This window comes from Nitrosopumilus sp. b1 (assembly GCF_014078545.1).
In the GTDB taxonomy this organism is placed as follows: domain Archaea; phylum Thermoproteota; class Nitrososphaeria; order Nitrososphaerales; family Nitrosopumilaceae; genus PXYB01.
Map to the genome: position 1 here is coordinate 73290 of NZ_MU078723.1, position 15093 is coordinate 88382.

Genomic DNA, 15093 nt, shown 5'->3' on the forward strand with positions numbered 1-15093 from the left:
TATTAAATAAAAAAATTGTCCAAATGATATAGGATGGGGAAACAATGATCGAGTCCTTAATAGAAATTACAAACATTCGAATCATCCTAGCTTTAACTATGTTAGGAATAGCATCATACACCGATGTATCTAAAAGAGAAATTAATGATTTGATATGGATTGTGTTTAGTATATCTGGAATCGCACTCTTATTTTTAGAACCAGAATTTATGGACAGTATCTATTTAATGGTAATTTCATTAATAGTTGCCCCATTTGTTCTACTTATCTGGAGATTAGGTTTGTTTGGTGGAGCTGATGCATTTGCTGTAATATCTTTGGCAATACTTGCACCACAGATTACACTTTCGGAAAATATGATTAGTCCATTCACTGTTTTAACAAATGCAATAATTTTTTCAATTATTCCAATGTTTGTGAATTTATCACGAAATCTAATTTTAATTGCTCAAAAAAAGAATATTTTTGAAGGATTCTCGGAAACAAAAAGTAGAAGAATCCTTGCAATGCTTATTGGATACAAAGCATCAAATCCAAAGTATTGCTTTTCCATTGAAAAAAAGGCAGGAAAAAAGAAAAAATTGAATTTATCTCTTCAACATGCAGAATATGCAGAGTTTTGCAATAAGCCAGACACGTGGGTTACTCCTGGCATTCCATATATGCTGTTTATTTTAGGAGGATTTCTAGTTCAGTTATTCTATGGAGACATAATTTTTAGTGTATTTGGATTATTCACATGAATTACTCTGAAAAATTTGTGTGTTTGAATACAACAAACATAGGATAATAGGAAAAGTTTTAGAAATTAAATCGAGCATATTGCAAGTACCAAAAGAAGAAACTCCTAATGAAAATTTAGCAGAATTAACAGCAAAGGCGTATTATGAATTAGGTATTGCAAAATCGGAAATGGAGGAAAAAGAATCCCTCATTAAAGAATTAGCCCAGCAATCAAGTGAACTTTTCAATAAAGAAAAAAAGATGAGTACTGATGTGAAAGAAAAAATACTGTTTTTGCAAGAATTAGCTTCATCATTAAGCAAAAAAAATGAAGAGTTAGAAAGAAAAAATAAAGAATTAGAAAAACAAAAAGAACAAAACGCGAAATTAACAATTGATCTTAGGAAAAATTTGGAAAAGGTACTAGTCAAAGAAAAAGAGATAGAAATTCATCGAGATCAATTAGCAAGACAAGTTGATGAAAAATCAGGAGAGTTAGAAAAATCAGAAAGATTGGCAGTGATAGGGGAATTAGCATCAAGAATGGCCCATGATTTACGAAACCCATTATCTACAATAAAAAATGTAGTTGAAATAATCGAATCAAAACCGAGAATGAAAATTGAAGAAAAACTACAATATTATGGAAAATTAAGAAGAGCAATTGAACGAATGTCCCATCAAGTAGATGATGTATTAGATTTTGTTAGAACCACAGAATTAACATTAGAACCGACATCAATTCTTAATATAATTAGAATGTCAAAGGACAACATCATCATTCCAAATGATGTAACAATAAATATCGAACAGAATGATGCCAGAATTTATTGTGATAAAAGAAAACTGGAAGCAGTTTTTACTAATTTAATAATGAATGCAATTCAAGCAACAGACACTGTTGGAACAGTTAATGTAAGAATTATGGATAATGGGGCAGACGTAATGGTTGCAGTTGAAGATTCAGGCAAAGGAATTCCAAATGATGTTTTACCAAAGATTTTTGATCCATTATTCACAACAAAGCAAACAGGCACTGGGCTCGGATTATCAATTTGTAAGAACATCATAGAACAGCATAATGGAAGTATAAGTGTAAAAAATCATCCTACAACCTTTGTTGTGAGACTGCCAAAGAATTCATAGTGTTAAAAATAATTAAAAATCATTATAGATTTATTAATTACAAACAAGGCCAGCGTGATATGGCAGTAAAAGTTTCAATAGTTTTAACAGGAATTGCCATAGGCTTACTAGTAATTTATGCAGCAGACGTTGCTGCCGGTATGATGTCGGAAGATCGTTTAGGATTTTTACCATTTGATCATATGGCTCGTGGCGTTGGTCTGGGTATGCCATCAATAATTTTGCCAATTATTGCATTTTTTATTTCAAGAAAAGAACCTTCCAAGGCATTAGGTGGATTAATCATTATTGCAGGAATTCTGATAATAATAGGTGGAATAGTTGTTTTAGCTATGCCCTCACCAGTAGAAGCAGGTACAGAAGAGAGAAGTGTGATATCTCAAGTTGGTCCTCTATTTGGAACAGGTGCTTTCATTACTGCATTAGGCGCCATAAAGTTAAAGAAATCATAAAAAAAGATGATTTATGCCAATTTGTACCAAATGCGGTGCCGAAGTATCTAAGGTACGTGATTGCGAACATACCAATGACCAAGAGTATTGTACTGAATGCTATACAGAACTTCATTATTATCTGACGGAACAAGAAAATAATTGAACGAAATTGAATCATTTATTCAATGGATTACAGAATTAATTTCAGAGCATCTATTTTTTGGAGTATTTTTAGCAGCACTAATTGAAACTGTTTTTCCACCAATACCCACATTAGCAATTTTTCCAGTTGCAGGATACATAGCATCACAAAGTGGCATTGAATTGTTTCAAGTCATATTACTTGGAATTGTTGGAGGTATCGGAGCTACGATAGGTTCCACGGTGATTTATTTTGTAGCTTATTTTTTAGGAAGGAAAGCACTTTTGAAATATCTTAGGTATGCAAGAATTTCTGAAGAAAAATTAGTTAAAATCGAAAGATGGTTTGAACGACATGGTGACAAAACAGTATTTTTTGGAAGAATGGTTCCAGTAATGAGGGAAATGATTTCAGTTCCTGCAGGATTATTAAAAATGAATATTGGAAAATTTTTGTTATTCACATTTTTAGGGTCATGTGTTTATAGTACAGGGGTAATTCTAGCAGGATACTTTTTTGGCGTTTCAGTATTTGGGAATTAAATTATTTACTTAAAATCGTAGTTTTTGTTTTCTTCCAAATTTGCTCACATAAACTGAACATATTTTCTATCATTTCTAAGGAATCTGAATAAAGAATCGATTCAGATTGTTCCGTTAAAGAGTTTGTTTCTTTTATTGCTCCTGACATTAGCAAATGTGCTTTATTCTCTACAATAATACGACTCTTTGATGGAAGAGTTCCAATCCGAATATTGGAGATACCATATTGGCTTGAAAGATTTTGCAATATTTCTGAGTTAGTATCTACAGCAATATTGATACTCACGTTTTTTTGAATTGCAAGTTTGATTTTTTCAGGAATAGCTGTTTGAAACATTCTAGATAGATCTTCAGCAGTAGTGACTAGATAGACAGTATTTTGTGCATCTTGAATTAATTTTCCAATTCTTGCATAAATGCTATTTCTACCTTCAATAATTGAAAATGCTGATGCGGCTTGAGATGCAGTCGGTCTAGTAATTTGTTCTAACTCTTTCTCAATAGTTTTTGCTGCATGCCTCAATTCGGAAATTTTTGTCTTTTTTTTCTCTATAATCATCATAAAGGCTTCTTCGGGTTTTACCGCTTCACAAGATGTGATTTTGGAGTTATGCAAGATTACCATTCCCAAATCTTGTAATCTCTCCATTGCACGATAAATTTTACCTCGATCAACTTCTAGCTTGGTTGCAAGTTCACTCATCGTAGAAGGTCCAAATTCTAATAATGTAAGATAAATTTCAGAATCAGTTTTTTCTAATCCAAAATAAGATAGTTCGTCTTTGATCTCTTGATAAAGATCAGAATCAAATGCCCCCATCAGTATGAGAATATGAGTATTCTAGTAATTAAGTAATTCACAGTACTCAGGTTTGCGATAAGTTTGAATGTAATTTAAAATTAGAAAACATATGAAAGCAGTAATACTTGCCGGAGGTAGAGGCAAAAGACTCAGACCTATTACGGATTATGTTCCCAAGCCACTTATTCCTCTCAACAATGTTCCAATAATAGAATGGCAAATAAAATATTTGAAAAAATACGGCGTTAAAGAATTCATCATTTGTACAGGATATAGAACTGAGCAAATCAAAAATTTTCTAGAGACAAAAAACAATCTCAAAGTAAAAATACGATTTTCAGAAGAAAAAACGCCACTTGGCACTGGAGGGGCAATAAAAAAATTAAGGAAGTGGATAAAAAATGAATCATTCATCGTAATAAATGGAGATGTAATAACAAACATTAACATTAACAATCTTAAATCCAAAACCAATACAATTGCATCAATTCAATTGAAAACAAAATTTGGTATACTAGATGTAAAAGAGGATAAAATTGTGAATTTTTCAGAGAAAAAACAAGTAGAAGGGTTATGGATGAATGCAGGAATATACTATTTTTCAGATAAAATTTTCAAAGATCTTCCATCTAAAGGAGATGTTGAAAAGACAACATTTCCAAAATATGCAAAGGAAGGAAAATTAAACATTATAAAATTTAGAGATGTGGAATGGTACTCTATTGATTCATTCAAAGATATGGAAGATTGCTCTATAAGAATTAAAAAAATAATAAAAAATTAAGCCCCAGTTCTGTGTAATGTTACCATCATGTATGCCATTTCATTTACGAATGATTCATCATCCTGTACAGCTGCAGCATATTTTGTGGCATAATGCCAGAAGGTTTTCTTTTCAGATTTATTTTCTTTAAATTCTTGAATTGACATTACCTATATTCATGGATTCAATTTCATAATCTTCTGCCTCAATGATTATTTACCTAATGCTAAAAGAGATAAACTAGAATAGGAATAAATTATTTGTTAAACATGGGTATTTCTTACAGCCTAGGCTCAGTATTATCAATTGACGAACTAATAGAGTGTGCTGCCACAGTAGGCAAATACAAAACAGATACAGTATGGATTCCTGAGACTTGGGGAATGGAAAATTTTTCTATGCTTTCGATGGTTTCACAAAAAATAAACAGCTCAAAAATAGGTTCATCTATTATCAACATCTATTCTAGAAGCCCCGCACTAATAGCAATGGGAGCAGTAACTGTAGACACCATTTCAAAAGGTCGATTGATTCTAGGATTAGGAACTAGTAGTGTCCCAATAGTGGAGGATTTTCATGGAGGGCAATTTAAAAACCCCATCTCTAGAATGAGTGAATATATCGACATCATAAATCTAATAATTGCCAGAAAGAAGATAGACTTTACAGGAAAATTCTTCAATTTGAAGGGATTTACTCTTTTAATAAAGCCAGTTAGGGGAAAAATTCCCATCTATATCGCAGCAGTAAATAGAAAAATGACTCAGCTTGCGTGGAACAAAGCTGATGGAGTTATTTTTTACCTAAGACCCTTAAATGAATTAAAAGAGACAACCAAAAAATTTCAATCAAAACGAAAAATTGATGTCAGTTGTCAAATAATCACGGCCATAGATAATGATGCAGAAAAGGCAGTAGAAAGAGCAAAAATTACATTAGCATTTTATGTTTCGGTTGGAAAAATTTATCGTGAATTCTTAGAGAAAAATGGATTTTCAAATGAGGTAAACAATATTTATGATGAATTCAAAATATCAGGATTAAAATCCAATCATGAATTAGTTTCAGATAATATGTTAAATGCGCTGACTATATGTGGAACTCCGGACGATGGAGTGAGAAAAATTAAAGAATATAGAAATTCAGGAGTAACTCATCCAATTTTACAATTTAATCCAGTAGGCGAAGTTCAGAATTCCATCAAAACACTCATGAAAACATTTTCTGGTATATGACATGAATAATACAAGTATAGTAGGATATGGAAATACAAAATTTTCTACAGATGACGTTACAATTGAGGAACAGATGATCACCGCGGTCAAAAATCTTTTTGACAATACTAAAAATCTTACACAAAAAGAAATTGACGGAGTGTTAATTTCCACAAATAGCAATTCAAAATATTTAGCAGCTATTATTTCAGAAACACTTGGGATTGAACCAAATGTTTCCCACACAGTAGAAAGCTTATGTAATTCAGGTACAAATGCCATTGTTTCAGCTGCTGCACATGTAAATTCAAAAATTGCAAAAACCATTCTAGTTATAGGTGGAGATAGATACGATAGTCCAGGTCAAATTTTAGAATGGGATCAAGCTAGGGGTGAATTCAAGCATCCAATTTTTTGGGCATCAATTTTTACAAGTGCATATAAACGAAAAAACAATGTTAAAGATGATCAACTAGCTTTAGTATCGGTAAAAAATTACAAAAATGCCCAAGATAACCCCTATGCATATTCAAATAGAGTTATCAGCGTTGAAGATGTTCTATCCTCAAAGAAATTGACAGATGATCTTAGAATTTTGAATTGTTCTAGACCTTGTACTGGAGCATCAGCAATTCTTTTGGCAGAGAATGAGATAGCCAAGAAATTTACAGATAATCCAGTTAAAATTCAAGGAATCGGCCAAAAAACTATCTCGGCCAGTTTTACCAATAATCCAAATTTAACAAAGATGCATTCAACCTCGATTGCTGCAAAAATAGCATTTGACAATTCAGGTTGGAGTCCATCAGATGTAGATGTCATGGAATTGCATGATGCATTTTCAGTTTGTGAACCAATGGCTCTTGAAAGTATTGGGTTTACAAATTCAGAAAATGGAATGTCTTTTCTAGAAGACATCATCAAAACAGACGAAAGAAGGGTCAACCCGAGAGGAGGATTAATTGGGACAGGACATCCACTAGGGGCAACAGGAATTGCACAGACAATTGAGGTAGTTCAGCAATTACAAGGTGATGCAGGAAAAAGACAAGTAGACTCCCCAAAAAAAGGATTAGTTCACAACATGTCTGCTGCGGCTACATCATCAACAATATTACTAATGGAGTCATAAATAATGGAAGAGTATTCAGACGAAGAATTCATTGTAAGTGAGTGCATCAAATGTAAAATAATTAATTGGCCTGCATTAAAATTTTGTAAAAATTGCCTGAATCCCAATACACTAAGAAAGGGAAACAGTATTGGAAGGATTATTGAATTTTCAAAAAATGAACAAGGATATTTCGGCATTGTAGAATTTGAAGGACAAATACGAATAATCTGTAATTTAAACCAAATCAACAACCCCAAAATAAATCAAGAGGTAATTTTAAAAAAAATTAAAAAAAATAATTTAAATCATTCATTTCAAATTTCATCATAATTCCAATTACTGAAATTTTGTAAAATAATATGGCGTGCCGGTTTTTTGATCAAAGGTCCAACTAGTAGGAACATCCAGGATTTGCTGCACAGTTAATTTGAAGTCATTAACTATTTCTGACCATCCCCCTAATGAGGAATTCCCAGAAAACTGTTTTTTCGAATAAGTACCTGCTAAAACAAAACCAGATTCTTTTGCTAAATTGGTTTTTTGAATTTTGGAAATGATATTTTTAGCAAGCATTTCCCCTTGTTGGGGCAATCCGCCAATAAAAAATTCAGGTCTAGATAAATGAATAGAATTAAAATCAAACTCCATGGCATCACTGCACATAGGACGAAAGTTTAGAGAAACATTTGTTTGAATTTTATTTTGCAATTCGACTAGGCTTTCATCAATTTCAATGGAATAAGTTTCCAAGTCAGTAATACTTCCACAATATGCGATTCTACCATCTCCAGAACCGATATCAATCAATTTTTCATATCCTAGAAGTTTTGAGGACAAAGCAAGTAAATATGCAGAAAGGATCCAAGTTGGATAAAATGGTTGATAACTAGAATCATGTTTCAAACTATTAATCCAATAATCATTAATGTCGCCTTCGTAGATTCTGCATGAAATATCATTTATTTTCATATCAAAAGAATTGTAGTAAATTGGATTCGATTCTGCAAATTCAATTAATTTTTGTAAATGTGTTTTACTAATAGGGAATGAATCAGAGGACATTAAAGGTAAAAATTCTTGAATATGGCTGCTACCAGCATAGTTTTTGTAAAATTCTTGTTTAAGGATTATGAAGTTTTTTCTTATTTCTTCTATCAATTTTATCACTTTTTTAGGTTTTTTAGTTTTATTAGTGATTTTATATTGTTAATAAAACTCTATTAATTTAGAAAATATATCATAAGATATGAATTATGAAAAATTTTGTTCAGATATTTTAAAAATTGATTCAAAAATTAGATTCGCTGCAGTTTTTGATCAATGGGCCCAGAAAGTTGGAGGAGGAATGCGTGAGGGAGTAAAAAGCCTACTAAGTGAAAGATCTGAAAAAGAATTAGTTAACCTGTTAATTCTCAACTGGAATTCAAAAAAGAACATCTCAAAATGGGTAGGAAAAACAAAATACACATTAGATGAGTATGACACAATTAAGAGATTTTCTTTTTATTTAGGAAATGATCATCTGTTATTGGTCAGTACGGAAATAGATCTCAATACAGACATTACTGTAGAAAATGTCATAAAACTTTACTATAAAAATAAGTCCTAATGAATTTCTGGCAAATTACAATTTTCTAAGGGGGATTTTATTGAATTCTACTTTCGCAAATTCGTTAGATTTGATTGAGTTATTATGTAATTACCAAGAGTTCTATATTCAGATCCAAGTGGAATTCAAAAGATGAAAACAAAAACCATTCCCATGATATCAAATCAAGCTGTTTCTATAGAACAAACATCAAAGGATAATAAAAAAATAGCAAGAACGAGAAGACAAAGAGGGTATCATTGGGAAGATACCATCGTGAAGCGATTCAACAAGTTGGAGAATTGGGAAGCATTCAGACTGGGTTCACCTAGTGTAGCATTACCAGATATTTTGACTGTAAATAACCAAGAAAGAATTCTATTCACAATTGAAGCGAAATCAGGTACAAATAACACACTGCAGGTTCCTTATGATCAAATATCTAGATGTTTAAAATGGACAGAAACTTTCAAGGTGTATAAAACTAGAGATGTAATATTAGCATTCAAATTTTTATCAAAAAAGAGAATCGGGGTAGGCCAGTATGAAAATAGAGAATTGCGTGAATTTTTCAAAGTTTGGCACAAGGGAGATGATATTATGGATTGTGTGTGCACTTATGAGGGGGAAGTCTATGGTTTAAAAGATAAAACAAGATTAAAAATAAATCTTAAAGATTGTGAAATGCCATTTAAAATAAAATCGCCTAGAGCCAATATAAGCTACTAGTCAAATCATTTTTTAATAGTAAAAGTGAATCAACATTATGACTGAAGATACCAACAATTCAGATTTAAACACTCTTGAAAAATTAAAGCGATTGGCAGATTTAATGAAAAAACAAGAAAATGAACCAGAAAATCATTCTTCACAAAAAACAGAATCTGCTACAGATAATGATAATTCTGCAATGGAAATGAATGCAAAGCCATTGAGTAATGACGTTGTAGAATCTCTTTTACAACCAACAAATGATGAGGAATCAAATAAATCCCATCAGAAGTATTCTTTTGATGAATTTGTAGATGAAAGGATGCTGATCAGTCGAGATTTGATGGGGAAAAAAGAAATGAAAGTAAAAGTTCTTGAAGTTTCAGACGAGCATCCCCCACTCCAATGGAAATTTGGAGATAGGGTAAAGGTAAATAAAATTTTGATCACAATAAAACATTTGGAAACTCAACAAATTGAAGAGGGGGAATGCGATATTGAAGCTATCGAGAAAGAGTTAACTGAAAAAAGACATTATACATCAACTAATAGATGGATTCCTACAAATGAGATAAAAAACGGTTATGTGGTAGCCTCACGGCATACATCATTAATTAGTGATGCTGCCGCATTAGATTACATAGTATTTTAGTCCAACTTTTAGAAAATTTTATTGTTAATTAACCATAATTCAAGTGAAAAAGGTTTTAAGGACTAGATTTCGAAAGCTGTCATTGATTACAAAACAAGTCGTAGTTAACGGGACTTCATTTAGAGTTACACTCACAGATCAGGTAATTAATCAGGTGAATAATTTGAAAGATTTGTACGCAGCTGCATATGAAGATCCTGAAAGTTTTGAACAAGTTAGTGCAGAAATATCAAATACAATTAATGAGATTGCAGGTGCAGTAGAACCGGAAGCATCCGATAGTGATCTGGATGGTTTGATTCAAGAAATCATTAAAGTTGTAGATAACAAAGCAGCTGAAGTTGAACAAGAGTTACAAGGACAGGCAAAAGCTGCAAAAGCACCAAAAAAGAAAGCAAAATCTAAAAAGTAATCATATTTTGAGTAGTTATTTAGTTAAAGAATACTCAAATTAGTTATATTCTTGAAATTACAACTAATCATATGGCAAAAAGCTGTGAATGTGGTATTTGTGGTCATTTTTCTGAAGATGAATGTAGGAAAAAAGAGTGTAAATGTTGTATAAATTTTCATGTGAGATCAGGTCCAAAAATTAAGAAAGAGTAAGATGGTAAAGATTATCAACATAGAAGAATTTGAAAACATAATAAAATCAAATTATGGTTACATGATAATTAAAAACAATGAATCAACAGTTATACACGAAACCAAATGTGTTGAAATTAACAAAGAAAAATTTTCTATCTCGGAAAATGAAAACTTAGAATTTCATTGGTTTTCAACAATTTCTTTAGCGGAAAAAAAATTCACAGATATAAAAAATTGTAAAATTTGTAATCCAGATTAATTATTATGGCAACTGCATTTCTTGGAAAGATGTTTGTTGCATCCAAACAATTTATGATCCTTACAACCGCACAAAATACATTTTTTCTCAGAATCAGTCACAGCATACACCTAAAGTTTGGTAATTATAGACTCAATTTTATCAATAAAATGTTTATCTTGTAAAGATTCCAAAACTTTCATCCTAATGTTCTTTAACCTATCTACATCATCAGAATAGAGAGGACTCATAGTATTGATTTCTCGTTGAAAGTCATAGTTTTGAACATAGTATTCTGAACTAGATTGTAAATCTAGAAAAAGATCGGATTTATTTTCAAACGATTCCAATTTATTCAGCAATGCAAGGAGTAGGCCATGAATTTTTAGCCACTCTTTTTTTACCAAGTCTAAGGTTCCAGGTTTATCCTTTATGGAAGAAATTGCACTATTGGCAACAAGGATCTGCTCTAAAATTCCTTTTACATATTCGTCTTTAGTAACCACAAAAGTATTGAAAATTATCCAGACTATAAATTTAGAATTACAAATCAGATAATGTTAACTTTAAATCAGTACCACATAACCTATTGGCAATGCAAGATAGTGCATACTTGAAGTGTATTGATCCCAAATGTGGTTTAGAGTATCCAATTAACAGTGTGGTAGTAGAATGTGAAAAAGGTCATTTATTAGATGTAAAATATAAAAATAAACAACCCGTTAATCTCAAAGAAACTTTTCTCAAGAGAAGAAATCCTGAAGGAAGTATATTTAACGAAAGTGGTGTTTGGAGATTTCGTGAATTATTAAATTTTTGTCAGATAGATACTGAAGATCTTGAAGAATGTTCAAAGTATCTTGTTTCACTTGATGGATCAGAAGGTAGGCAATCAAAACCATATCACATGTCAAAAGCAGCAGAATTTGTAGGATTGAATTCTGGAAATTTATGGTTTCAGCCAGAAGGATACAACCCAAGTGGGTCATTCAAAGATAACGGCATGGCTTCTGCAGTAACTCACGCAAAATTGGTTAATGCAAAAAAAATAGTTTGTGCATCAACAGGTAACACATCAGCATCTGCTGGAATGTTTGCAGCCAATGAAGGTATTGAATGTGATGTATACATACCCAAAGGGCAGATTGCCCCTGGAAAACTTAGTCAGGCATATCAATTTGGTGCTCAAATAATTGAAGTGGAAGGAAATTTCGATGATGCATTAAGTCAATCATTAGAAGATGCAAAAAACTCTAGTGGATATACAGTAAACTCAATAAATCCATTTAGGATCGAGGGACAAAAAACTATTCCATTTAGAGCCTTAGAGTATTTAGAATGGGATGCTCCAGATTGGATAGTTTATCCAGGAGGAGCACTTGGAAATACATCCAGTTGTGGTAAAGCAATAATGGAATTATATGAGTGGGGATGGATAAAGAAAATTCCTCGAATAGCTGTAATTAACGCAGAAGGTGCAAGCACATTATCAGATTTGTACAATGGGAAATTCAATGGTGAGGAATTACGATGGAATAATGGAAACCCAAATGTTGAATTAATTGAAGAATATTATAGTGATTTGGATAAAAAAGGAATCAGACCTAAAACAAAAGCAACCGCAATACAGATTGGAAGACCAGCAAACATACTAAAGGGATTACGCGCCCTAGATTTTACAGATGGAGTTGCAACAACCGTTTCAGATTCTGAGATGTTAGACGGTATGTCAGTTATAGGACTAAATGGGTTTGACTGTGAAATGGCATCAGGAGCATCTCCTGCCGGTGTTAAAAAATTAATCAAAGAAGAAATTATCAAAAAAGATGATATCGTTGTAGGAATCCTAACTGGCAGACAGAAGGATGCGATGCTACCTGTAGATTATCATAATAATCCTCAAAATAGATTTGCTAACCCTCCAAAGAAATAAAGCAATAATTAATGCATGAACACATGCCAAGCCTTAAAAATCAGTAAGATTAGAAATAATTATTCTAAGATGGTGAAATCAAAAACAAATGATTAACTTTAAAGTTATTCATAATTTTGGAGGAATAATATGGTAGATGTTTGGGCTGAGATAGCCGCACTTGCTGCATTAATTGGATTATCGGGATTTTTTAGTGGTTTAGAAGTAGCACTAGTAGGAACTAGTCAAGCCACTGTAGAACGTTTAGTTAAAGAACATAAAAGAGGTTCAAAAGCACTGCAGAAGTTAAAATCCAATCCAGGTTGGATGATGTCAGCTGTAAACCTTGGAAATAATCTAGTCAACGTAGGTTCTTCTGCACTAGCAACTGTTGTTGCAATTGAGATATTTGGAGATGAGGGTCTTGGCATAGCTGTTGGAATTATGACATTTTTAATTATAATTTTCGGAGAGGTTACACCAAAAACATATTGTAATGCAAATGCATCAAAAGTTGCCCTTCGTGCAAGCCCGATATTGATTGCATTTAGCTATGTAACATATCCTGTTGTTTGGGTATTAGAAAGAATTACACGAATCATGATCAAGATCACAGGAAGTGATTATCATCCTCCCGCACTGACTGAAGCAGAAATAATGGGAATAATTGATCAAGGACATAGAGACAAGGCATTAGAAGGTGAAGAATCAAGAATGGTCAGAAGTGCATTGGAGTTTGATGATACGGCGTTACGTTCTGTAATGACACCTAGAACAAAGATGATGATGCTTCCTGCAGACATGTTGCTTTTTGAGGCATTACCAAAAATTAACCAAAGTCCACACTCTAGATTTCCAATATATGGAGAAACAGTTGATGACGTAGTAGGATTTGTGCACGTAAGAGATATTCTAAAAGAATTAGAACATGAAAATAAGATGATCAAACTAAAGGATATTTCAAGAGATCCAGTATTTGCATCTCAGGAAAAAATGGTTAGTGCACTTCTTAAAGAGATGAAGGGAAGAAAAACACACATGGCAATGGTAATTGACGAACATGGGGGTGTTGAAGGATTAGTGACATTAGAAGATCTAATAGAAGAGATAGTAGGAGACATTGAAGATGAAACTGATCATCTCCCTGGAAAAGACTTTCATACAGAAGGGGAAGATACCTTAATCATTACAAGTAATTTAGAAATTGATAAAATCAATGAGGTGTTCAAGACAAAGATTCCAAAAGGAGAAGACTATGGAACAATAAATGGACTGTTACATGAAAAACTGCACGACATACCAAAAGAAGGAGACAAGGTAGAGATTGCAGGAGTAAAAATAGTTGTAGAAAAAGTGGAGAAGAACATACCAGAAAGAATCAGAATTGAAAGAATCCACAAAAATTCCGCTGTAAATAACGAAAATAAAAATTAATTTTTTGAAAAATGTTCTTCTAATTTTTGTTTCTTTTCATCCATATGAAACAATTTTTCAGTATGACGAAATGCATCCTCATATGGTTTTTCAAATAACATTGCTTGCATTAACATGTGATTTTCTGGAATGACAATTCCTGTTTGATCATCAGAATACATCATTTGTACTGTATCTCCAATTGAGGCCATCATATTTGCATGAATGTGAATCATATTAGTATCTTGAAAACTAAAATTCATCGTACTTGCATAATCTCGAACATCCTTGGTTCCCTTTGCAGTCCACAAAATTGCAACACCATACTCATGTTTAAAAATTTCAAGTATTTCAGATGGTTTTGGAGCTTTATCCTTGAATCTCACATCTAGGATGTGGAGATGCATTTGTCTCGTAGGAACTTTTATTGCACGTAAGAATAATGGTGTGTCTTTTCCCATGTAAGATTTTACATCATCACCATGATGTGGGTTTTCAGTCATTTCAATGGTATCAATTACTTGTTTTTCTGTCTGTTCAATATCGGCCCATCGTCTAATCAAAGTAACATCAAATCTTTCAAGTTTATCTGCAAATTTTTCTCTTAATGGTTGTAATATTCTACCCATACCAGTTACATTACAGCTACCTTGCATGACATGTTTTTTTCCAAATGCTTTTGCGTAGTTAGCTCTAGAGTTAAATAATAAATCAGATACTGCTTCATCGCCATATACACTCTCACCCCCTTGGTAAATTGCCAGAAGATTTCTTGGTTCGTATAGATTTTTTTTATTTTTAAATCCATGACCGCCTGGAGCTGCATCAACAACTAAATCACAATCATCTAATGCAGATTCTATAGTTCCAGATATTGGTAGGTTCTTAAATTCGGTTAGTTTTTTTTCTGGAACAAAAACTTTCAATCCTCTAGAAATGGCAAGTTCCACATCCTTATCTGGAGAATATTTTCCTACCCCAATTACTTCAACTTCAGGGTCATCTTTGATAAAGGAGGTGACTCTACTTCCTATTGAGCCATATCCATTAACAAAGATTTTTTTCACGTATTTTGAAAAAGATTAGCCATTTATTTACATTACAAAAGCCT

20 protein-coding genes are annotated in these 15093 nt (G+C 32.5%); 15 read left to right on the top strand and 5 right to left on the bottom strand.

The features are described from left to right. Positions 1–44: 44 nt before the first annotated feature. From C6988_RS06090 to C6988_RS06105, 4 genes are all read left to right on the top strand, one after another. Positions 45–743: an A24 family peptidase C-terminal domain-containing protein gene (locus C6988_RS06090; RefSeq protein WP_255464307.1), complete on the top strand. Its 699-nt coding sequence runs from the start codon at positions 45–47 to the stop codon at positions 741–743. A gap of 79 nt (positions 744–822) precedes the next feature. Further along, complete coding sequence (locus tag C6988_RS06095) at positions 823–1869, top strand: sensor histidine kinase (RefSeq protein WP_182134173.1); 1047 nt, start codon at positions 823–825, stop codon at positions 1867–1869. Between the two features lie 59 nt (positions 1870–1928). Beyond that, positions 1929–2321 carry a hypothetical protein gene (locus tag C6988_RS06100; protein WP_182134174.1) on the top strand — a complete coding sequence of 131 codons (393 nt, stop codon included), beginning with the start codon at positions 1929–1931 and terminating at the stop codon, positions 2319–2321. A gap of 141 nt (positions 2322–2462) precedes the next feature. Beyond that, positions 2463–2987 (top strand): DedA family protein, encoded by a 525-nt coding sequence (locus C6988_RS06105; RefSeq protein WP_182134176.1) that lies wholly within the window; start codon positions 2463–2465, stop codon positions 2985–2987. Between the two features lies 1 nt (position 2988). Here the strand turns inward: C6988_RS06105 and C6988_RS06110 are convergent, their stop codons facing one another. Then, complete coding sequence (locus C6988_RS06110) at positions 2989–3807, bottom strand: TrmB family transcriptional regulator (RefSeq protein ID WP_182134177.1); 819 nt, start codon at positions 3805–3807, stop codon at positions 2989–2991. A 91-nt stretch (positions 3808–3898) separates the two neighbouring features. On the opposite strand from C6988_RS06110, the gene C6988_RS06115 reads away from it, so the two are divergent. Beyond that, positions 3899–4573: a nucleotidyltransferase family protein gene (locus C6988_RS06115; RefSeq protein WP_182134178.1), complete on the top strand. Its 675-nt coding sequence runs from the start codon at positions 3899–3901 to the stop codon at positions 4571–4573. Here C6988_RS06115 and C6988_RS06120 read toward each other — a convergent pair. Further along, complete coding sequence (locus C6988_RS06120; RefSeq protein WP_182134179.1) at positions 4570–4719, bottom strand: hypothetical protein; 150 nt, start codon at positions 4717–4719, stop codon at positions 4570–4572. The two genes, C6988_RS06115 and C6988_RS06120, sit on opposite strands and share 4 nt — an antisense overlap. 102 nt (positions 4720–4821) lie before the next feature. Between C6988_RS06120 and C6988_RS06125 the strand changes: the two genes are divergently transcribed. The 3 genes from C6988_RS06125 to C6988_RS06135 are packed head-to-tail and all read left to right on the top strand — an operon-like array spanning position 4822 to position 7210. After that, complete coding sequence (locus C6988_RS06125) at positions 4822–5787, top strand: LLM class flavin-dependent oxidoreductase (RefSeq protein ID WP_182134180.1); 966 nt, start codon at positions 4822–4824, stop codon at positions 5785–5787. Position 5788: 1 nt separating this feature from the next. Next, the gene (locus tag C6988_RS06130) at positions 5789–6898 is read left to right on the top strand and encodes a thiolase family protein (RefSeq protein ID WP_182134181.1); all 1110 of its coding nucleotides are present in this window, start codon (positions 5789–5791) and stop codon (positions 6896–6898) included. Positions 6899–6901: 3 nt separating this feature from the next. Then, positions 6902–7210 (top strand): hypothetical protein, encoded by a 309-nt coding sequence (locus C6988_RS06135; RefSeq protein ID WP_182134182.1) that lies wholly within the window; start codon positions 6902–6904, stop codon positions 7208–7210. Positions 7211–7216: 6 nt separating this feature from the next. Here the strand turns inward: C6988_RS06135 and C6988_RS06140 are convergent, their stop codons facing one another. Next, complete coding sequence (locus C6988_RS06140) at positions 7217–8038, bottom strand: hypothetical protein (RefSeq protein ID WP_182134183.1); 822 nt, start codon at positions 8036–8038, stop codon at positions 7217–7219. A gap of 88 nt (positions 8039–8126) precedes the next feature. On the opposite strand from C6988_RS06140, the gene C6988_RS06145 reads away from it, so the two are divergent. The 5 genes from C6988_RS06145 to C6988_RS06165 all read left to right on the top strand — a co-directional run bounded on the left by C6988_RS06145 (position 8127) and on the right by C6988_RS06165 (position 10678). After that, positions 8127–8489, top strand: coding sequence for a hypothetical protein (locus tag C6988_RS06145; RefSeq protein WP_182134184.1), 363 nt, complete (start codon positions 8127–8129; stop codon positions 8487–8489). Positions 8490–8642: 153 nt separating this feature from the next. Then, a complete protein-coding gene (locus C6988_RS06150) occupies positions 8643–9197 on the top strand; it encodes a resolvase (protein WP_182134625.1) in 555 nt (184 codons plus the stop codon). A gap of 37 nt (positions 9198–9234) precedes the next feature. Further along, a complete protein-coding gene (locus C6988_RS06155) occupies positions 9235–9831 on the top strand; it encodes a hypothetical protein (protein ID WP_342752372.1) in 597 nt (198 codons plus the stop codon). Positions 9832–9913: 82 nt separating this feature from the next. After that, positions 9914–10243: a hypothetical protein gene (locus tag C6988_RS06160; RefSeq protein ID WP_182134185.1), complete on the top strand. Its 330-nt coding sequence runs from the start codon at positions 9914–9916 to the stop codon at positions 10241–10243. 195 nt (positions 10244–10438) lie between these two features. After that, positions 10439–10678, top strand: coding sequence for a hypothetical protein (locus C6988_RS06165; protein WP_182134186.1), 240 nt, complete (start codon positions 10439–10441; stop codon positions 10676–10678). Between the two features lie 110 nt (positions 10679–10788). Here the strand turns inward: C6988_RS06165 and C6988_RS06170 are convergent, their stop codons facing one another. Then, positions 10789–11163: a hypothetical protein gene (locus C6988_RS06170; protein WP_182134187.1), complete on the bottom strand. Its 375-nt coding sequence runs from the start codon at positions 11161–11163 to the stop codon at positions 10789–10791. Between the two features lie 89 nt (positions 11164–11252). On the opposite strand from C6988_RS06170, the gene thrC reads away from it, so the two are divergent. Then, on the top strand, positions 11253–12590 hold the full coding sequence (gene thrC, locus C6988_RS06175; RefSeq protein ID WP_182134189.1) for a threonine synthase: 1338 nt from the start codon (positions 11253–11255) through the stop codon (positions 12588–12590). A 129-nt stretch (positions 12591–12719) separates the two neighbouring features. Further along, positions 12720–14003, top strand: a complete 1284-nt coding sequence (locus C6988_RS06180) for a hemolysin family protein (RefSeq protein WP_182134191.1) — start codon at positions 12720–12722, stop codon at positions 14001–14003. On the opposite strand, the gene C6988_RS06185 is transcribed toward C6988_RS06180, so the two are convergent. Next, positions 14000–15049 (bottom strand): type II glyceraldehyde-3-phosphate dehydrogenase, encoded by a 1050-nt coding sequence (locus tag C6988_RS06185; RefSeq protein WP_182134192.1) that lies wholly within the window; start codon positions 15047–15049, stop codon positions 14000–14002. The genes C6988_RS06180 and C6988_RS06185 overlap by 4 nt on opposite strands. Positions 15050–15093: the final 44 nt, after the last annotated feature.